The sequence below is a fragment of the Alishewanella sp. SMS8 genome (assembly GCF_030737935.1).
Lineage (GTDB): Bacteria > Pseudomonadota > Gammaproteobacteria > Enterobacterales > Alteromonadaceae > Alishewanella > Alishewanella maricola.
This window is the reverse complement of the sequence record NZ_JAPJEA010000004.1, coordinates 138,982-158,085: the sequence shown is the minus strand read 5'-3', so window position 1 is coordinate 158,085 and position 19,104 is coordinate 138,982. Positions and strand designations below refer to the sequence as shown.

Sequence of the window (19,104 nt, the reverse complement as noted above, 5' to 3'; positions counted from 1 at the left end):
TCGTTCCGGCCACAAAAAGCGTGGCCTCCACTGGACTGCCTACGCTGCTCTGCGGCAGCCAATTAGCAAAGCGTTATGTAGCACTATGAAATCAGCGTTATTTTTAACCTCAATATTTCTTTCACTCGTTTGTGTCGCAGGTGATGTGGAATTTATGGTTAGTAGTAACGAACAAGGAACTGTGCATTTAGTTACCGTGTTTGGTTCTGAGCTGTCAGAGGCAGACCTTACCAAACGGTGGAATGAGAAAGTCCAAAGCTTATGTCCCGCCGGGGTAATTAAAATTGAGCCAAGCGATAAACCTCTATTCAGGCCAAAGAGTTGTGGTGATGCTTTAGAGGTTATAGACGGTAAACAGAAGTGCGAGGAGATTCAGGCACATGTATTTGGTAAGGTCATCTGCAATGCTACATAACAAGGCGCATCACTCGCTCCCTTTGGTCGCTGGGACGTCAAACGCTAACGCGTTTTTCCGCCCGTGTGCTTTGCGTTAGGCATCTAAATGAGCAACGAAGGATTAGTTAAAGTTCACGTATCTTTGCCCAATCATTGGATGATTGGCGGCGAGTCTATGTGGGCAGAGCCTCTAGGGAATAATATTTTTCGGCTTGAAAATGTCCCGTTCTTTGCATACTCGTTAAATTTCAAGGATGAAGTACAAGCTTTTAAAGACGACAACGGCATTTTGGAAATTGAAAATGTCATAACAAGAAGCGGTAACCGCACACTGAGAATAATCTTTGACAAATCAATTGATAGAGATAAACAAGATTTTTATATCGAAAAAATTCGCAATTTGGATTGTTCATTGGAAAGATGGGATGAAACATATTTAACTGTCAATGTTCGTAAATCTGCTTGCTATTTAAGTGTAATAGAACAGTTTGATATCTGGGATGCGGAAGATATTTTTGCTTATGAAACATGTGACGAGCATATTCCTGGGTCCTTCGATGCCGAGCCGGATGAAGATGCCTAACAAACTGTTTAAAGTGGACAAAATTACGTTGGCTTTGTTTCGCTGCGCTTCACATTTTAGCCAACGTAATTTTGCCCTTTAACAGGGCGTTAGGCATTTCCATGAACGAAAAGATTAGTTTAGATAGCAAATACCTTGTTGAAATTCGTCTTGGGGAAAACCATGAGAAGGTTCATGCTGCTTGGCAAGACGATACTAATGAAGGTTTTGTGATTTGTTATGACATTAATTTAGTATTTGATGATCAAACGATATTCCAAGTCAAACCATGTGAAGTGGAGATTACTGGTCGGTATCCTGGGATGGCGTTATCACTCGAAAAAATTGAGTCAGTGAATTGTCAGTCGTCGTTCAATGCTTTGTGCCTTCCGATGAAAGTTGAGGAAGTGATTCAAAATGATTACTTGGGAGAGGGAGTTGTAAATGAAATTACCCTCGGCCTAGTGAACAAAAGCAGAATTATAATCAGGCATGTCTTCCCCCCCATGACAATGGGTGTAAAACTGGAGCAAAAAAATGCCTAACAAACCGCTTAAATTCGTTCCGGCCACTAAAAGCGTGGCCTCCACCGGACTCGCTAACGCTCACCGCTTATGGCGGCGTTAGGCATATATGGAAGATCCTCTGAAAATTATGCAGTTCACACAGATTGCTGTGATTATCGGCCTTCCGGTCCATATAGGCTCAGCAGCTTGTGCGGTCTGGATATGGAGAAAAAGTTACTCTCTTTCTTGGGGGCGGATTCTTAGTCTCCTGCCGGTATGGGTTTTGGTGTCCGTGGCCCTTCAGTTGGTCGCGTGGCAGGTACTTCCTGAGATGCCGGAGTTCGTCTTCATGTTCATGGGCTTTATTAACATGCCCGCATTGTCAGGAGCATTTGTGATTGTTGGGCTTCTTGTGATATGTGCTAGGCGGCGAGCGGGCATAGTAAAAGTCTGATAGGCACTTATACTCGTTGATACATCATCAGAATAATTGGCCAGGCAAAAGTCCTGCAGGTATAAAAGTGAGATTGTCTGGAATGCTAGGGTTCGGGAAAAAGCCTAACAATGCGCCCAAGTATACTCCGGCCACAGAATACGTGGCCTCCGTGGGATGCACTACGCGTTGCTTCGTGCACCCCCTGGCTTAGCGTTAAGTGTCTATGAGAACTGAGCACGATATAAAATTAATGTTGTATGCCCAAAGCGGGCTTCTGGGTGAGGTTGCGCCATCCTTTAGGGCAGTGTCATTCAGCCTGTCTAAGGACGGTGAAGACTTGGTTGCGCGTTTTATATTCGATGGTGAGCCAAGCGAAGAAGCTAAGGAAGTTGCTAGCGTTGCACTGACCAATATCCTCGCAAATTATTCAAAGAGCCATCGCAGCTATACCGAAGAGATGTTAGCGGTTCCGTATCCAAATAAGATGGAGCACCTTCCGCTGCTTGTTTATCTGCGTAACGAAGACGATTGGAACTCATGGTCAAAACTATACAAAAACACTTAACAAGGCGCATCACTCGCGGCCTGCGGCCGCTGGGATGCCAACCGCTGCGCGGCTGTCACCCGTTTGCTTTGCGTTATGTTTCAGGTCAGTCATGATTGAATATTTGGAATTTGAGCAATTATCCGAAATAGATGATCTGCTGAAACTAAGAGTTAAGGGCAAAAGTAGCGGCTTTGCCGGTACTGCCGATTGCTACGTTAACGAAGACCAATTTCAAGCGTTTTGCGCACAACTAGTTGGCTTTCCCAAGAAACGAGAGGATAGCATTCGGTTTTGCTCTGGTGAACGTGATCAATTGTCTCACTTCGATATTGAGTTCTCTTGCATCGATAGTTCCGGGCGCATACTGGCGGCTATACAAATTGTTTCCAGAGATACGCGTTATCCCCGACAGAAGGTATGTTTTTTGGTTTCGTTCTCATTTAAGGTAGAACCAGCCGCGTTTGATCGTTTTGTAAAAGGCTTATCTCGGGTTTCGGTAATTAACAATGTGGGTTTAAAAGTGGCCCTAGTAAATGAAACATAACAATGCGCACCATTCGCTTCCTGCGCTTCCTGCGCTTCCTGCGCTCCCTGCGCTCCCTGCGCTCCCTGCGCTCCCTGCGCTCCCTGCGCTCCCTGCGGTCGCTGGGACGCCGACGCTCACAAGTTCGCGCGCATGCGCGGTGCGTTATGTGCCAAATTAGGCTTTTGCTATGACCGATCATGAACGCATATCACTTAGAGACAAGATCAGGAATATCATTGATCTTAAAATTTTTGTGCTTTCAGTTTCGATCGTTTTTATGGTTAGTGCACTGATTTCCTGGTACACAGATTTTAGCTTTTGGTGGACAGCTCTACTCGTGGCGGTAGCAGTTCTAGCAAATGGGGTCATCATTGCGTTTGAGAAGGATATTTAAACAGTGTATCTAGCCTCAAGTAACACAGTCTTAGTCAAGGCACACAACAAGTCGGTTAAGTCGCCTTCGGCTGGGCCGAAAAAATGCTGCGCATTTTCACGCCCCTTACCGAGGCGTTAGCTTTACGGAGTAATTCTACCTGCATCGCATATGGAAATTGGAAAAAGGTAGCCCATTGCTTCGTGTGCTTGTGTGGCAAAATTTACCACAGAGGCAACTTAGAACTTTGATTCACAGGTTTGCAACCAAAGAAGCTGCAAAGTTAAAACAAGGCAGCTCTGAGTTTTATGTTTGGCGTGTACGCAGACTCAAACCGTTGCAGTTTTCGAGAAACGATTTGGCGGCGTACCTGCTATTTTCAAAATGCGTAAAATGACGGTTTTAAAGTCATATTACATAAATAACGGTGTTTACTTGTGGCCAACATCTTCATTAATTACCGCAAACTAAACAAAGCTAACAAGCCGCGTCATTCGGGGCCTGCGGCCCCAGCTCGCCGCTGCTTGCGGCGTTATGCGCCAAGTATCGGATTAACATCCATACTCTTATGAAGAATACGGATGATTTTAATTTGTTGACTGCCGATCTGTTGATAAAAGATGACGTGGCTACCTTGAGGGAAATTACGATATCCGATTCTGATTTCATCGCATGTTTTACCGATGTCGGGGTTTTCTGCTAAAAGCCAAAATGAATCATCAAATTGTTTTAAATAGATATTTCGTTGCTCTTTTCCCCAGCGACGCTGAGTGAATAATGCGATATCTCGCAAATCTGTTTTAGCAGCAACGGTGAGATTAAATGGCTTCATCGAGAGTTTTCACTATCAAGTTCATTGATAAAGCTATCGAGGTCATATTCTGCGTCACCGCTTTGTTCGCCTTCGACAAGTAGTTGACGAAGAGAGTTTAGTTTTGTTTCTTGGTTTTCGAGTAAGCGCAGCGCTGAGCGAATGACTTCACTCGCTGAGCCGTAACGCCCACTTTGGATCTGGCTTGCAATAAAGCCCTCAAAGTGTTCTCCAATAGTTATGCTTGTGTTCTTGGCCATGTGTAGTTCTCCGGATACCGAAAGATACCTAATTATGGTATTAAGTGGAATTATGAGCAAGACGCATAACAAACAAATTTTATCGCCAGCAAAAAATGCTGGCTGCGACGGCAACCCGCTGCGCGGCTTTCCGTGCTAAATTTGGGCGTTAGGTATCACGAGAGTAGATATGAAAGGTCAATCAAAGAGCTGGAAGCAGCAACTCGAAAAACTCGAGGCGACAAACCCCTTAAGGTTTTATCTGGTTTTTACTTATATTTGCTTGGTGGTGTGACTCTAGGTAGGTATTTCGGCTCCTTCTTGTTTGAACTCGATGTGTCCCCTGACACTTTGTCTCATGACATATTCGTCTCATTCTGACATTTGTTGGGGTCGTTCTTCTCAGTAAGGCTCTGTCCAAAAGTGAAACCTAGCAAGGCAAACCAAGAAAAAGCGCAGCCTGCGGCTGCTAGGACTCGCTATGTTCGCCCTAGTTTGCGGCGTTAGCGTTTTACCGATAACCTTGAAATAGGTCCTGACAAACTAGCGCGTATGCCCGGGCCTTTACGTTAAATGTTCAGTGCGGAGGAACAAGCAAGTGAATAATTCGGTAACACTATCTAAAAGTACAGGTCCAATTCGCTGTCTTGGATTTCTACTTGATAATGAGCAGGGCCGCTTGAAGTATATTTTTAAGGCAGGACTTCTAGTTTTGGTCATAGGATTGCCGCTTGCAATCACCTTAACTGCGTTATTTCCTAATGTAAATCAATTAGCCGACTCGTTTGATTTCTCTGATAGAAAATTTATATTTAAGCTCCTGGCAGCCCCCATAGTAGAAACCATGATGATGGGATTGATTTTTCTTTTGATAAGGATTTTCACAAAACGACTATTGGTTACATGTGCGGTAAGTGCAGGGATCTGGGCTGTGCTTCATGGGGTATCATTTCCCATTCAAGGAGTAGTTAATTTCTTTAGCTTTTTTATCTACTCATTAGGTTATCTAGTTTGGTTAAAAAAATCCTTTCACGAGGCATTTTTAATAACAATATCAATCCACATGTTTAATAATGCTTTTGTTCTTATTTTTATCGTTCTAGCAATGCGGTTTGTAACTTAACAAATTACTCACAAGGATAAATAAGAGTTGGCTTGTTTTCGTTTCACTCACTATTTTAGCCGACGTCATTCGCCTTTTAGTAATGCTTTAGCGTCTTCATGAGACTGAGAAAAATTGGAATTGTTCGTTTATCCGCAGAGCTCAAGAATGTTGGTGTGTATGGCAACGTTATTGCGGTTTCCGGCAATTATGGCTTTGCATTAATTAATGAATCTTTTGCAATCAACGAGCTAAACGAAGTAAAGAAAAACTAATAAGTTGCTTAATTTCGTTTTGGCCACAAAAAACGTGGCCTCCATTGCAGTGCCTACGCTGCGCTGCTCCGGCCAATTAGCAAAGCGTTAAATGCTGTTAAACTCAAGTTCAGGAGTTCAAATGAAAATATACAAGGCTGTAATGTTATCTTTAGCTATCACCTTGAGTGGCTGCGCTTCTTATACAACGCCAGGAGGGAGCGTTCAGTTAAGTCAATTAGCTGATTCAGATATCAATGAGTTAATGTCTAAAAAACCCGCCGCCTCTTTTCCTGCCAATATGTCGGTAGCACGAGTTCAAGCTCCCGGTTATCAATCTTATAAAGTGAATAGTTTTGGTACAGGGCGTTATAGCGTAATTACGACGAGAGAAGTGGAGTCTGATGACGATTTCATCAGACTCTCTAAATTACCTCAACTTGCCGGTATTGCCCCTTTAAACAGGATTTTGCTTCCAGTCGATCTTGATTCTGTGAAAGCGTTGCGCGAAGCGTCAGCACGCCTGAAAGCAGATATTCTTTTAATCTATACTTTTGATACGACGTTTCATGCAGGTGAACAAAAATTCGCTCCTTTGAATGTTATTTCGCTAGGTTTCTTGAAAAATAAACAAGTTACTGTAACAACAACGGTATCTGCGGCCTTTTTCGATGTTAGAACGGAATATTTGTATGGTCTTTCTGAAGCAACTGCACAAGAAGTTAAAGCTGCCAGTGTCTGGAGCACTTCTGATGCAGTAGACGATTTGAGGATTAATACGGAAAAAGCCGCATTTCAAAAGTTAGTCCCTGAAATCGAGAAAACATGGTTAGGTATTGTTTCGCAATATTCTAACAATAGCATTTAACAAACTGCGTCATTCGGGGCCTGTGGCCCCTGTGACGCTGAGAAGTTCGCGCAAATGCGCGGAGTGTTAGGAGCACAGGACGTGAGGCGTATCCATTATGAATCTTAAATTGATTCCAATAGTTATTCTTTTTACTTGGCTCTGCCAAGCAGGCTTAAGTAGTTTAAAGAATAGTGAATACGCAAAGATAGTCTCTGTGTTATCGCGGACTTCTAAGCTTGGTGAATGCAAAATATCTGTCGATATCACGAGATCTTGGCCGTTCTCTTGGACAGTAAGTTCAGCGGCAATAAATATAAAAAATCAGGATATGGCTTTAACTTCATATACAAGTAAGTTTAATGTGCCAGATAGAACATTTCTAAGTTCACATAATACCAATTATCACTTTACTTGGAGCCGGCAATTAGAAGACCAGCTAGTTGCATCTTTTGTCGATGTCGAGATAAAACCAAATGGTAGCGTTTATGCTGTTAATATCGGTAATTGTTCTAACTATCAAGAAAATAACGAATTAATAGGGAACTTAGCGCATTGTAATTCACCTGTGCAGGTAATTAAGTGCACCTAACAAGTTATTAAGCGCGACAAATTACAGTTGGCTGGTTCAGCTCCACAGTTTAGCCAACTACATTTTGTTTCCTAATGGAGCGTTGCAGTGTGTTGAGATCCAGTCATGTTCAAATTTAGCAATATAATGAAAGCTGATTTTCTTGTATTGGCGGTGCTAGCGCTGTTTTTTATTGGATGGTTTATAAACAGCAGAAGTGATTCAAATATCGGCTACATCGATCTGGCAGGTAGTTTACTTACCTGCGAAAAAGATAAAAAGTGGTCACATTATTTAGGTTACTTTAGTTTAAATAGCGAACAATACTATACCTTGCAAAAATACAGTTCTTGTGACGCATTTAAAGCAGAAATGGCAGGTAAATCATTAATGGCAAAGTACTTAAAATCTAATGGTTTCATCCTCGAGTTAAAAGACGATGAACAAATTTTGTATAATTCTGGGTTTTCTGGATCTTCTTTTGGCTTGATATTGGTCTGGTTTTTAACATTTACAGTAGTAAGAATACCAGTTCGCTGGCTTATAAAAAAACGTGCATAACAAGCGCAATCACAAACAGCCATTGCGTGGCCTGTACCTCAACCGCTGCGCGTGTTGGCAGCGTCATATACCAGTAATCAAAAAGTCTATAGCCGCAATAATTTCATCTTTGAAAGTGCTTAAACCTGTTACGGACTTGACTCATATTTTAGCTGGAATACTCGCCATTTGTTGCGTAAAAACAACAAAGTCGCCTTATTTAATATGGATAGTCGGACACAAATGGCTTGGTTCTTTATTTTCCAATAGATATATTGGTGTAACTGGGAACACCAATCGAGTATTTAGGGGGCTTGGCTTCGGAACGTAACTCACTGTTTAAAAAAAGATTCGTGGCTTTTTTTGGGGCTTTTGCGCTTAAAATGGGGCCCTTGTGCTGGGCGGCTTACAAGTTACTGCATCGAAAACATAACTCGTTGGCGCTCATCACTTTCCGTTGAGTAAAGCGCGAGTTACCAAGGACGATTATGAGAACACTCCAACTTTTAGGTTTTATGCTTGCGATTGCAGGGTTTATTTTAGGTTATGTGATGCTGGCCCCTATTGATGGTGAAACATCAGAAGCCTCCGCTGGAGGTGCAGGAATAGGCATTATATTTATGGTGTTACCCATGCTTGGTTGGTCTGCGTTAATGTTAGTACCTTCTTCATTTGCTTTGTTTAACAACGCAGTAAGACAACGTAATTATTTTAAAGGTCATTTTTGGTTAAATCTTTGGAGACTGAATCTGGTGATTTCCGCCGTATATATAGCTGTTGTTTTATATGTCGCTTATTTATGGTTTAAAATCAGCTTTGGCACCTAACGATAGCCATCAAAAACGCGCCCTTTGGGTGCTCGAATGACAACACGTTGCCTTGCCGTGGCTGTTACCTCAGAGGATTACGAGGTTTTAACGCTTAGAACCGAAGAGCGCATTTAACCAAGAGAAGTACCGTCACGTTAGCTTAGGTTGTGTCTGCACTTGTATGCGGTAGCTACAGGTGCGGCTAATGGGTGATATTGTGAATAAGCCTTTTCAAGCTGCTATTTCGCTAATCTTGGTATGATACGCAGGCTAAGCAGTATACTCATCTGCGATCTCAGCAATGGCTGTTGCGCGAAAGTACTGGATGTTCGGGAAGGAAAAAACATGAAAACGTACTTTATTTTTACACGCAAACAACGGGCCTCAGCACGGCTACTTGTGATCAACGCTGGCGTGGCCTTCCTTCTATATGTGGCTGCTCACCACTATCTGCCTCAGTTAACAAGTGATAAGGATGCACTGACACAACTGCTTAATGTGCTGGATATCGCTATTTGGGTTATTGAAGCCGTTTTGCTTGGATTAGCACTGTGGTTTTGGCTTGAAAATAAGCAAATTAGGGTTTGCGTGACGCCAAGTACCTTAAGCTATTTTGACCCTACTTTTAGTGATGTGGGCTGGCAAGTCAAGATGGCAGACATAGCGCAAATAAAGCAAGTTACTGATGCCCAGCAAAACTTTTTGTCGAATGTGCTGGTGCTGAAAAACGGAGAGCAAAAGCAACTGATGTACGGGAATTATCGAGGGTTTGATCGACGCGCTTTTTTCGAGGCGCTTGTTTTAGCCAATCCGAATATCATGGTTCCTGACAATATATATAGTTACAAGATGCAAAAACCTGCATGGGCTAAGCGTATTCGAAAAAAATTGGGTTGGGATGAGTGAACAGCTCGTAGTAAGTCTATCAAATCTCATGATCGGCAAAGAATGCAGTGTGCTAAGAGTGGGCTGGATATGTTTTTCTAAAAACATGATTCAGTATGAATAAAATAATTGTTGCGCTAAGCAGGCCGAACAGGGCCGTGCAGCCAACGGCGAAGCTTTGTTATGGGGTGCGCTTGATTTCGAATTGTTGGCAAGGCTAAGGCGCGAAATAGCGCTTAAGGTGTAAACCTAAACACACGTTTAAATCCGAGCATTAATCTGCAGATCATTGAGCAAAGTAGGCCGTTCACACGTAAAGCAAAAACGCTAGCATGTCACTCAGTGCGATCTGTTTAATATTCGCTTGTAACAGAGGAGATGGCAACAGTTAGCTTTGCAAGGTTTCAGTACCAGGGAATGGGCCTTAGTATCGATTAAGTGGAGTCATGTTATGCGCAACGGTTTAAAGTTAATTACGGCTTGTGGTTTTTTAATTCTCGGTGGCTGCTCTTCAGTGGCGAACCAGCAAGCTTCGTTACTGCAGGAAACCTTAGAGCAACAGCAACTAACGTTACCCAATTTAAATACTGAGATCTTTACACTTTTACCCGTACCCACTGAAGCAGAGATTTTTAGCTTAACTGAGGCTCAGAAAAAACATTTTCTAGATTACTATCATGATCCCAGAAACCGCAAAATAGCGGGGCACTTACGCTTATTTAATTACTTTGATGCCTTTGTACATCAATTCGGTTTTCGTGGGGCAACGCTAAAAGCCTCTGAAGCATTATCATTGAAAAGCGGCAATTGCCTGACGCTGGCGATTGTTACTAAGGCGCTGGCTGATATTGTTAATTTAGAGGTGTCTTATCAAGTTGTGCATGCTGCGCCAGTGTATGCACTTAATTCCTCTTTAATGACGCTGTCATCCCATGTAAGAACCTATATTTATGATCCCAATTATCAACCTTCGCTTGGCATGATGGTATTAAGACGCCGCAGCATCATTATTGATTATTTTCCAAGTGAATCGGATATTCGGGGCGAGCATATTTCGCATGATGACTTTATGGCGATGTATTATCAGAACATCGCTGCTGAGGCCTTGCTAAACGACCAGCTCGATTATGCTTATTCGACCCTGCAACAGGGACTAACTTTTAATCCTTTTAACGCAGAAACCTTAAACAGTTTAGCCGTTACCTTTAATCGGGCTGGTGATGCCAAGCAAGCCGAAACCTTATACAAATTTATGTTAGATAATGATTTTGCCTCGGGTAATGTGATCAGTAACTATGTGGCGCTACTGCAGTCGCAAGGGCGTGATAGCGAGGTGGCGGCACTGGCGCAGAAGGTTGCTGAGATTAACGATGACAACCCTTATCGCTGGATTGATATGGCGGATGAAGCTTTTGCCTCCGCCCAATACACGCTAGCATTTAAATATTACCAAAAAGCCAACGAGACCGCGCCTTACCTGCATGAAGGGCAATTTGGTTTAGCCAAAAGTCATTATCAATTGGGAAGGTTAAACTCGGCAGAAAAAGCACTGAACAAAGCCATTGAACTTAGCTATAAGAGTCATGATCGGCGTTTATACGAGGCGAAACTGCATACCTTATTAATGGAAAAAAATTAGTGCAATCTGTTATTTTAAAGTTTACTATTTTGTTTTAAATGTTAATGCTTGTGTTGGTGTGTCAGCGATGCGCCCTAACTATATGTCGCTATGGCAAAGCGGTTAGACTAATGAAATAATCTATCGCATTTATTGTTGCAGCATAGCATGCGGCAAAAACACTTCACTAAACGTTTAACCTCATGAGTTACGATCTTAATCTCAAAACCGCTTATTCACTATTAAACGCTTAAAACTGACAAGGAAGCCAATGAGTCTTCGAAATAAAATCCAAAGTGGTATTGATTATCTCATCATGAAAAATGGGCCACATCGATACGAAATTAATGAGCACAGAATTACCTGCAATCAGTGTAAAAATGAGTTCTTTCACGAAGGTCAGGCGCAATTAAATACTGCGGGCATGAGTTTTGTCGGTTTGGATTGGGCTAATAAAACTGCGACAACCTTAGCATGCCTAGATTGTGGGCATATTATGTGGTTTGTGAAAACACTGCAGAAAGTGCCGAATCGATAAACATCGATAGGCTAAGTCAATTTATAACAAGGACGTAACGTGCAAAAAATCTTCATAAATAGTGCTATTGGCATCCTGTGCTTCGTATCAGGTTATGTCGCTTATCCGATAATCAATAACCCTGAAACCGTGATGACGGTATCCAACAACAATAATGTAAATACTAGTAATAAAGCGGCTATTTCAATAGAAAAGCCGCGCGAAACCATGTCAACCATCAATCCACATTTAACTGCGGCGGCTAACAATCAGCAAACCGCTGAGTTAACTGAATTGACCGCAATCGTTGATGCCGATGTTGATGACATTAGCCATGGCAGCGCGATATTCAATAATGGGGTAACAGCTGAAGAAGTGTTAGGTTTTAAACAAGCATTAGAAGACTGGTCTACTGAGCATAAAAACCATCTTAATGATTTAATCGATGCATATATGTCTAATCAGCGCAGTGCTGAGGGCATGAAATCACAGATCGCGAAAGACAATGACTTTTTGCAGAAGCCCAAGATAAAACAGGATCCGGTGGAAGATGCGAATTGGGCCTATACTATGGAGCAGCAAGTAAGAATGTTGATTGCTCAGCATGAATTAAGTGCTAGCTTTAATGTCATCAATGTGTCGTGCAAACAATTAATTTGCGATATTTTGGGGGCTGAGAAAACGGCTAATACTTGGTTTAACCTCTATATAAGTTTGCTGCAAAGTTTACCGAATGCGGATTTTGCTGACGATAACGGAGCAAAGTCGGTTGTTTATCTAGAAAATAATAACACAATGGTTTATTTTCAAATTAAGTTCAAACACGGTTATTTAAACCGTAAGACAGTGGTATAACCGCATTTTTTGCGCACTATTGCACCGGTTCTTTTGTGAAGTGCTATGATGAAATGCTAAACAGCTTGAAGTGAGGACGACCTCACCGCTCGATGTGCTCGGGGACGACCCCAGATTTTAAAAAGGGGTTGTTATGAGTTGGTTTGTCTTACTTGTCGCTGGGCTGTTGGAAATTGCTTGGGCCGTTGGTTTGAAATACTCCGATGGGTTTACCAAGCTTGGGCCGACTGTCGCCACCGTGTGCTCGTTAATCGCCAGTTTTTTCTTACTGGGGATAGCGTTAAAAACCTTACCCGTTGGTACGGCTTATGCTGTTTGGGTAGGGATTGGTGCGGTGGGTACGGTTATTCTTGGTATTTTCTTGTTTGGCGAGTCTGTTAGCGCGCTTAAATTAGCCAGTTTGGCACTCATTTGTATCGGTATTGTGGGTCTTAAAATGACACATGTTTAACCTCATGGTCGTTTAAACCTTAACGTGGACGCTTTGAGATTTAATCCTTTTGGCTGCTGTAAAATACAGCAGCAGGAGCAGCGATATGACACAGGTTTTTAGATCAAAAGTGGATACTTGGCTGGGGATCGTGCTGGTTGCTGCAGCACTTGCGGTACTTTATGGTGTCATCCATTCTTTAAATAGCGGCGACAATGCTGATATTGTCGCATCGTTATTCGCGCTGCTGGTAAGCACAGGTTTACCTATTTGGCTGATTAACAGTACTCGCTATACCCTAACAGAGCAGCAATTGCTGGTGCAAAGTGGCCCTTTTCAGTGGCAAATCCCGATTGTGCAAATTAGCAACATTACCCCAACCATTAATCTTTTATCGAGCCCCGCGTTGTCACTAGATCGACTGCGGATTGATTATGGCCAAGGTCGCTCGCTGATGATTTCGCCAAAGCAGCAACAGCAGTTTCTAGAAGCTTTGTTGCTACTTCGAGCCGATAAAAACTCACTTAGCCAATAATAAGCAAAAAGACATTTATCGCTAACGGTTTAGCCTGGGCAAGGCAGTGTCATTAATAAAGCTTTTAATGGTAATGGCTTGGTTTGGGCGAGCAGGCTGGTCTTGTTTTCAAATAGATTTAACAAAAAGTGCAGATAGAAGCGGTTATCTGTCGCTCATCCATGTAGAATACGCGGCCAAAAGCATATTTAGCTTTGACTCTTTAGTGTACCTCTGTAGGAATTTATGAAAAAGACATTCGCGTTAACTCATCCAAAATTGCAACCTGCTCGTTTGGTGGACGCTATTAAACACGATATTAAAAAGTATTTAGCCAGAGAGCGGCGCAAGCAACTGCCAGCGGGTGCTGACTATTGGACCTTTGATTGCCGCTTTGGCGCAACACAAGACGTGGCTAAAAAGATTTTTACGTCTGAAATCAATAAACATATTGATGCGGCCGTCGAGCAACAGCTCGACGCTTTTTACGTGGAAATATTGGCTAAAGCCTGCCAGCACGCGCCACGTGCTGACGAAGATCTGGAGTAAACGCCCAGTACTGGCACTGAGTGAGTGCTAGGATATGAAAAGCACGGGAGTAATATGTCCGTGCTGTGATTTGCCAGCGGCAAACACGTTTAAGCTAAGTATTTAAGGTGCTTAGCTAACGCAGGGTTAGATAGATTAGTGTTATATTGGCTTAATACGCCAAGCTTTCAGCCGTTTTTACTTAGTAAAATTGACGCAATAACAAACAATCCTCTGTTAAACCGCTAAAATACTGTATATTCCGCCTCTTATTTTTTGACTGTAGCTATTCTACAGAGGATCCTTTATGCAATTTTCATCTTTAGATTTAGCGCCAGAGTTACAACGCGCCTTAGAAACAATGGGTTATGCCAACATGACGCCGGTTCAGGCGCAAGCCATAGTGCCAGCACGACGTGGTAAAGATTTACAAGTAACCGCGCAAACCGGTACGGGTAAAACGGCGGCGTTTGCCTTGCCTATTTTACAACGCATGTTGGATAAACCCAAAGACACGGCACCACAGCGTCCTCGTGCTTTAACTTTAACGCCAACGCGTGAGCTGGCTGAGCAATTAGCCGATGCGATCAGCGGCTATGCTCAATTCACTACTTTAAAAGTCACTGCCTTATATGGCGGTGTGAAGATGGGTGGCCAAGCGAATAAGTTAAAAGCCGGCATCGATATGGTGATCAGCACACCGGGTCGTTTACTGGAACACTTAGCGCTGGGTCACGTGATATTAAGCGATGTTGAGTTTGTAGTGCTAGATGAAGCGGATCGCATGCTGGATATGGGCTTTGTTACTGATGTTTTAAAGCTGATGCAAATGACCGCAAAACATCGTCAAACCATGTTGTTTTCGGCAACGACATCGCCAGCCGTCAATGAACTGTCGCATAAGATTTTGCACAATCATCAGCAAATTCGCGTTGCAAAGGTGAATAGTACCGCCGATACGGTTAACCATGTGGTGTACTCGGTTGAAGAGAACCGAAAAATTGAATTGTTTGAGCAATTGTTAGCCGAGAAAAACTGGTTTCAGGTGTTGGTTTTTACCAGTACCAAAGAGCAAGCTGATCGGTTATTAGCCGGCTTACAAATGAGTAAGATAGACGCGGCAGTGTGTCATGGCGATAAAAGCCAAGGCGCTCGACGTCGCGCCATCGCAGATTTTAAAGCGGCTAAGTTACAAGTGCTGATCGCCACCGAAGTGGCAGCGCGTGGTTTAGATATTCAAGGCTTAGACTATGTGGTGAATTTTAACTTGCCATACTTGCCAGAAGATTACGTGCACCGGATTGGTCGTACTGGTCGCGCTGGTGCGGCGGGTGATGCCATATCCTTTGTCAGCCGTGAAGAAGAGCAAACACTTGAGCGTATTCAAAAGCTGATTGGTGCCAAGATTGAGCGCATTATCAAGCCTGGTTTTGAAGTTAGTAACCGCGCGTCTTTACTAAAAAGTATCTCACGCAAAGTACTGTCAGGCCGCTCCAATAAAGCCAGTGAAACCACCATTGAGATGGATGCTGCAGGCAAAGCTAAGCCGAAGAGTAAAGCGCGCACTGCCAAGCCAGCAGATGCCAATACGGTAAAACCGGCCAGTGTGAAAAAATCCAGTGGCGCGACTGCCAATAAGCCAAAAAGAGCAGGCGCTCAAAGCAAACGCACCAAATAAACCGCGCTTGTCATACTCAATAATGCCGCCGAAGATGCCCATCTTCGGCGGCATTTTTATTGATAGGCCTATATCGCTGAATATTGATGTTGTTATTAGCGTGATGACTTCGTGCTCAATTGACGGAGCAAATGGTTATTGGCGGTAAAATAGCTTTAAGTCCTTCGTAAGGTTAAAGAATGTGCTTTAATCTAGGCTAAGTTATCGCCATCGGGCTGTGAGCAACGCGCAATAACAAGTGTTGGCACAAGCTATTTGGGGTTATTTGCTAACAGCGAGATTAAACCGGGAGTTTATCTGATGTTATGGTCACTTTTTAAAGCTAAATTAACCATCTTCTGCAGTGTGGCGCTGTTGCTACTAAGTGGTGTGCTTAGCGCAACTGAACAGCCTTACCGTCATGCGGCGGAGCCTATTGGCAGTGTGCGGCAAGTGTATGATGGCAAGCTCTACCCTGATCTGCAGGTTAATACCTTTCGCAATATTGACAGGCTGTTTCCGACGCGCGCGGTTGCTCGTGGCGATACGGTAAGCGCGTTGCCGCTGAGTAAAACACCGCTGACCGATTTTAGTTATCAGGTTGCCGGCGCACAGTACGACATGTTTGATGTGCTCTCAATCAATCGGGTCAGTGGCATGTTAATTATTCACAACGGTGAGATTTCATTTGAGCACTATGCACTGGGTAACGATGCCAAGACCCGCTGGATGTCGATGTCGGTCGTTAAATCAATCACCGCCACTCTGATCGGTGCGGCGATCCATGACGGTGCTATTAACAGTATTGATGATCCTATCGTACTGTATCTGCCGCGCTTTAAAGGTAGCGCTTACGAGGGTGTAACGGTTAAACATTTACTGCAAATGAGCTCGGGAGTAGCGTGGAATGAAACATACACCGATCCCAACTCCGATCGACGACGCATGCTTGAAGCGCAATTAAGCCAGCAACCTGGGGCCATTTTAGATTTGATGGCCTCATTACCGCGCGCGGCTGCGCCCGGCAGTGTTTGGAATTACAGCACGGGTGAAACACAACTGGCTGGCGCTTTAGTTGCCGCTGCCACCGGTAAGCCTGTTGCCGAGTATTTATCCGAAAAAATTTGGTCGAAAATGGGCATGCAAGCAGACGCAAACTGGTGGCTGCAATCGCCAGAGGGTTTAGAAATTGGCGGCAGTGGTTTATCAGCCACTTTGCGCGATTATGGTCGCTTTGGTTTGTTTTTATTAAATGATGGTGTGATTAATCAGCAACGTATTTTACCCAAAGGCTGGATGGCTCAAGCGAGCTCGCGTCAAGTGATCGCGGGCGAGACTATCGACTATGGCTATATGTTTTGGCCTATGCATGGCCGCAGTTATGCGGCAGAGGGTATATTTGGTCAGTACGTGTTTGTCGACCCCGATAAAAACTTGGTGGTGGCTATGTGGAGTGCGCAATCTAAACCGCTGGGTATGGCGGGGCTAGACGAATACACCTTTTTCAAGGCATTATCAGCGCACTTCGACTCAAACTCCGTGAAGGATTAACCTTGAAAATTTATGGTGATAGCCAATCGGGCAACTGTTATAAACTGCAATTACTCTGTAGTTTGTTGCAGATCCCGCATCAATGGCAGGCGGTAGATATCTTGGCAGGTGATACGAAAACCGCCGCTTTTTTAGCGCTTAATCCCAATGGCAAAATTCCACTGTTAGTGCTGAATGACGGGCAGACTTTGTCAGAATCTAACGCTATTTTAAATTACTTAGCTCATGGCAGCGCGCTTTATCCCACTGAGCCATTGGCGCACGCTCGGGTGTTGCAATGGCAGTTCTTTGAACAATATAGCCATGAACCTTATATTGCCGTCGCGCGGTTTATTAATAAATATTTAGGCTTACCTGCAGACAGAGCGTCAGAGTACTCGGCGAAACAGCAGGGTGGGCATAAAGCCTTAGCGGTGCTGGAACAGCAGTTAGTTAAAACGCCTTTTCTTACTGGATCGCAAGTTACGACTGCCGATATCTCGCTATACGCTTATACGCATGTTGCCGATGAGGGAGGCTTTGCTTTAGCCGCTTATCCGGCTATACAGGCATGGTTAAAACGGATAACGCAGTTGCCTCATTATAAGGCTATGGCATAAAACGGTACTGATGGTGGTATGCAAGCTAACAGTAACGGTTAATAAACCGCGCGAGCTTGTTAGTTTGGGCGATAACGCTTTTTTGTCATCTTATTTGCAGAGTAATTTATGAGTAATATTTTTCATTATGCTTTTAAAGTCAAAGATCTGGCCAGTACACGGGCTTTTTATATCGATATATTAGGTTGCACAGAAGGACGCTCGACCGAACATTGGGTCGATTTTGATTTTTATGGTAATCAACTAACAGCGCATGTGGGTGTAGTAGAGAGCGCACTGGATTACTGTGGCCAAGTAGATGGCGTAGCCGTGCCGATCCCACACTTTGGTTGTTTATTAACTGCCGAGCAATTTACGAGCTTAGCGCAAAAACTTGAACAAGCGAAGGTGACTTTTATCGTAAAACCGCAATTGCGTTATGCGGGTAAAAGCGGCCAGCAACACACTATGTTTGTATTAGATTTCAGTGGTAATCCATTAGAGTTTAAATCATTTAGCGATGAGACTGAGGTGTTTAAAGCGTAGGGCTTATCACGCTTACAGGGAGATGCAGGCTTTAGATCAAGGCAAGTAAAAGTACAAAACCTATTTTAAATCAAAGTATTATTAGGCTATCCGTTGTAAACTGGCACCAGGTTGTAAACTATAGCTATTTTAAACTTAAATGATGCAAGTCGGGGGTATATCACGCCTTTAGATTTGGCATGCCATTAGCTAAATGAAGACATTGAGAACGCTATCATGAGTGATTTACCCAACTGCCCGACATGTTATTCCCCTTATACCTATGAAGATGCAGGCTTCTTCATTTGTCCTGAGTGTGCACATGAATGGCAAACCCGTGATGATATTGCTGTGTTGGATGAGCTTGATATTAAAGATGCACATGGTAATAAGTTAGTAGACGGCGATACCATTACCGTTATTAAAGATTTGAAAGTGAAGGGCACATCGTTAGTGGTTAAGGTAGGTACGAAAGTAAAAAATATTAAACTGGTAAGTGGCGATCATGACATTGATTGCAAAATAGAGGGTATTGGTGCCATGAAATTAAAGTCAGAGTTTGTGAAAAAAGCTTAGGGCTAACTTGACTTAGCCATTGATGAGCAAAGGTTCAGCCCAGTACAAACCTCATTCGGTTCTATCATAAGGAATGACCTGTTTATGTCAAAATTTAAAGCGATAATGTTATTGATCTTGCTCAGTTGCACCGTGATTTTTGTGATGCAAAATACTGAAACTGTGGAGATCAGTTTCTTGTTCTGGCGCTTTGCGCTGTCACGTATCTTCATGATGTTATTCTTATTACTGATGGGTTTTGTTTTGGGTGTTTTGGTTACGCGTTGGTTTATGCGCAAGGGCAAAAAAAACACTGATTTGACTACAGCCGTCTAAATTTATTCGGCTTAAGTTTGTCTGCAAGCCCTCTAT

General features: G+C 43.3%; 26 protein-coding genes. 24 read left to right on the top strand and 2 right to left on the bottom strand.

From position 1 onward, the window contains the following. The first annotated feature begins 85 nt into the window (after positions 1 to 85). From ORJ01_RS13660 to ORJ01_RS13635, 6 genes are all read left to right on the top strand, one after another. Positions 86 to 415, top strand: coding sequence for a hypothetical protein (locus ORJ01_RS13660; RefSeq protein WP_306178513.1), 330 nt, complete (start codon positions 86 to 88; stop codon positions 413 to 415). Positions 416 to 502: 87 nt separating this feature from the next. Beyond that, positions 503 to 979 (top strand): DUF4265 domain-containing protein, encoded by a 477-nt coding sequence (locus ORJ01_RS13655; RefSeq protein WP_306178512.1) that lies wholly within the window; start codon positions 503 to 505, stop codon positions 977 to 979. A 101-nt stretch (positions 980 to 1,080) separates the two neighbouring features. Continuing rightward, positions 1,081 to 1,503, top strand: a complete 423-nt coding sequence (locus tag ORJ01_RS13650) for a hypothetical protein (protein ID WP_306178511.1) — start codon at positions 1,081 to 1,083, stop codon at positions 1,501 to 1,503. A 620-nt stretch (positions 1,504 to 2,123) separates the two neighbouring features. Then, complete coding sequence (locus ORJ01_RS13645) at positions 2,124 to 2,465, top strand: hypothetical protein (protein ID WP_036546291.1); 342 nt, start codon at positions 2,124 to 2,126, stop codon at positions 2,463 to 2,465. 91 nt (positions 2,466 to 2,556) lie between these two features. Then, positions 2,557 to 2,991, top strand: a complete 435-nt coding sequence (locus ORJ01_RS13640; RefSeq protein WP_306178510.1) for a hypothetical protein — start codon at positions 2,557 to 2,559, stop codon at positions 2,989 to 2,991. A gap of 169 nt (positions 2,992 to 3,160) precedes the next feature. Beyond that, positions 3,161 to 3,367, top strand: coding sequence for a hypothetical protein (locus tag ORJ01_RS13635; protein ID WP_306178509.1), 207 nt, complete (start codon positions 3,161 to 3,163; stop codon positions 3,365 to 3,367). Between the two features lie 511 nt (positions 3,368 to 3,878). Here the strand turns inward: ORJ01_RS13635 and ORJ01_RS13630 are convergent. Continuing rightward, positions 3,879 to 4,178, bottom strand: coding sequence for a type II toxin-antitoxin system RelE/ParE family toxin (locus tag ORJ01_RS13630; protein ID WP_306178508.1), 300 nt, complete (start codon positions 4,176 to 4,178; stop codon positions 3,879 to 3,881). Next, positions 4,175 to 4,417: a type II toxin-antitoxin system ParD family antitoxin gene (locus ORJ01_RS13625; protein ID WP_189484258.1), complete on the bottom strand. Its 243-nt coding sequence runs from the start codon at positions 4,415 to 4,417 to the stop codon at positions 4,175 to 4,177. Before ORJ01_RS13625 ends, ORJ01_RS13630 begins: the two co-directional genes overlap by 4 nt. A gap of 577 nt (positions 4,418 to 4,994) precedes the next feature. Between ORJ01_RS13625 and ORJ01_RS13620 the strand changes: the two genes are divergently transcribed. From ORJ01_RS13620 to ORJ01_RS13535, 18 genes are all read left to right on the top strand, one after another. After that, complete coding sequence (locus ORJ01_RS13620) at positions 4,995 to 5,519, top strand: hypothetical protein (protein WP_306178506.1); 525 nt, start codon at positions 4,995 to 4,997, stop codon at positions 5,517 to 5,519. A 375-nt stretch (positions 5,520 to 5,894) separates the two neighbouring features. Next, complete coding sequence (locus tag ORJ01_RS13615; protein ID WP_306178505.1) at positions 5,895 to 6,620, top strand: hypothetical protein; 726 nt, start codon at positions 5,895 to 5,897, stop codon at positions 6,618 to 6,620. 97 nt (positions 6,621 to 6,717) lie between these two features. Beyond that, entirely contained in the window at positions 6,718 to 7,191 is a 474-nt protein-coding gene (locus ORJ01_RS13610) for a hypothetical protein (protein ID WP_306178504.1), read from the top strand. A gap of 126 nt (positions 7,192 to 7,317) precedes the next feature. Continuing rightward, a complete protein-coding gene (locus ORJ01_RS13605; protein ID WP_306178503.1) occupies positions 7,318 to 7,731 on the top strand; it encodes a hypothetical protein in 414 nt (137 codons plus the stop codon). Between the two features lie 467 nt (positions 7,732 to 8,198). Next, positions 8,199 to 8,537, top strand: coding sequence for a carbon starvation protein CstA (locus ORJ01_RS13600; RefSeq protein ID WP_306178502.1), 339 nt, complete (start codon positions 8,199 to 8,201; stop codon positions 8,535 to 8,537). Between the two features lie 327 nt (positions 8,538 to 8,864). Continuing rightward, a complete protein-coding gene (locus ORJ01_RS13595) occupies positions 8,865 to 9,425 on the top strand; it encodes a hypothetical protein (RefSeq protein ID WP_306178501.1) in 561 nt (186 codons plus the stop codon). A gap of 430 nt (positions 9,426 to 9,855) precedes the next feature. Continuing rightward, positions 9,856 to 11,043: a lipopolysaccharide assembly protein LapB gene (locus ORJ01_RS13590; protein WP_306178499.1), complete on the top strand. Its 1,188-nt coding sequence runs from the start codon at positions 9,856 to 9,858 to the stop codon at positions 11,041 to 11,043. Positions 11,044 to 11,293: 250 nt separating this feature from the next. Then, a complete protein-coding gene (locus tag ORJ01_RS13585; RefSeq protein ID WP_226752131.1) occupies positions 11,294 to 11,560 on the top strand; it encodes a hypothetical protein in 267 nt (88 codons plus the stop codon). 39 nt (positions 11,561 to 11,599) lie between these two features. After that, positions 11,600 to 12,394 carry a hypothetical protein gene (locus tag ORJ01_RS13580; RefSeq protein ID WP_306178498.1) on the top strand — a complete coding sequence of 265 codons (795 nt, stop codon included), beginning with the start codon at positions 11,600 to 11,602 and terminating at the stop codon, positions 12,392 to 12,394. Between the two features lie 133 nt (positions 12,395 to 12,527). Continuing rightward, complete coding sequence (gene sugE / locus ORJ01_RS13575; protein ID WP_306178497.1) at positions 12,528 to 12,845, top strand: quaternary ammonium compound efflux SMR transporter SugE; 318 nt, start codon at positions 12,528 to 12,530, stop codon at positions 12,843 to 12,845. 85 nt (positions 12,846 to 12,930) lie between these two features. Further along, positions 12,931 to 13,359 (top strand): PH domain-containing protein, encoded by a 429-nt coding sequence (locus ORJ01_RS13570; RefSeq protein WP_306178496.1) that lies wholly within the window; start codon positions 12,931 to 12,933, stop codon positions 13,357 to 13,359. 225 nt (positions 13,360 to 13,584) lie between these two features. Then, positions 13,585 to 13,887, top strand: a complete 303-nt coding sequence (locus ORJ01_RS13565; RefSeq protein WP_229585763.1) for a DUF6172 family protein — start codon at positions 13,585 to 13,587, stop codon at positions 13,885 to 13,887. Positions 13,888 to 14,173: 286 nt separating this feature from the next. Then, positions 14,174 to 15,544, top strand: coding sequence for a DEAD/DEAH box helicase (locus ORJ01_RS13560; RefSeq protein WP_306178495.1), 1,371 nt, complete (start codon positions 14,174 to 14,176; stop codon positions 15,542 to 15,544). 300 nt (positions 15,545 to 15,844) lie between these two features. Continuing rightward, positions 15,845 to 17,074: a serine hydrolase gene (locus ORJ01_RS13555; protein WP_306178494.1), complete on the top strand. Its 1,230-nt coding sequence runs from the start codon at positions 15,845 to 15,847 to the stop codon at positions 17,072 to 17,074. 2 nt (positions 17,075 to 17,076) lie between these two features. Then, positions 17,077 to 17,673, top strand: coding sequence for a glutathione S-transferase family protein (locus ORJ01_RS13550; protein WP_306178493.1), 597 nt, complete (start codon positions 17,077 to 17,079; stop codon positions 17,671 to 17,673). 108 nt (positions 17,674 to 17,781) lie between these two features. Continuing rightward, positions 17,782 to 18,198 carry a VOC family protein gene (locus ORJ01_RS13545; protein WP_306178492.1) on the top strand — a complete coding sequence of 139 codons (417 nt, stop codon included), beginning with the start codon at positions 17,782 to 17,784 and terminating at the stop codon, positions 18,196 to 18,198. A gap of 216 nt (positions 18,199 to 18,414) precedes the next feature. After that, entirely contained in the window at positions 18,415 to 18,753 is a 339-nt protein-coding gene (locus tag ORJ01_RS13540; protein WP_306178491.1) for a zinc ribbon domain-containing protein YjdM, read from the top strand. A gap of 84 nt (positions 18,754 to 18,837) precedes the next feature. Then, positions 18,838 to 19,068, top strand: a complete 231-nt coding sequence (locus ORJ01_RS13535; RefSeq protein WP_306178490.1) for a LapA family protein — start codon at positions 18,838 to 18,840, stop codon at positions 19,066 to 19,068. Positions 19,069 to 19,104: the final 36 nt, after the last annotated feature.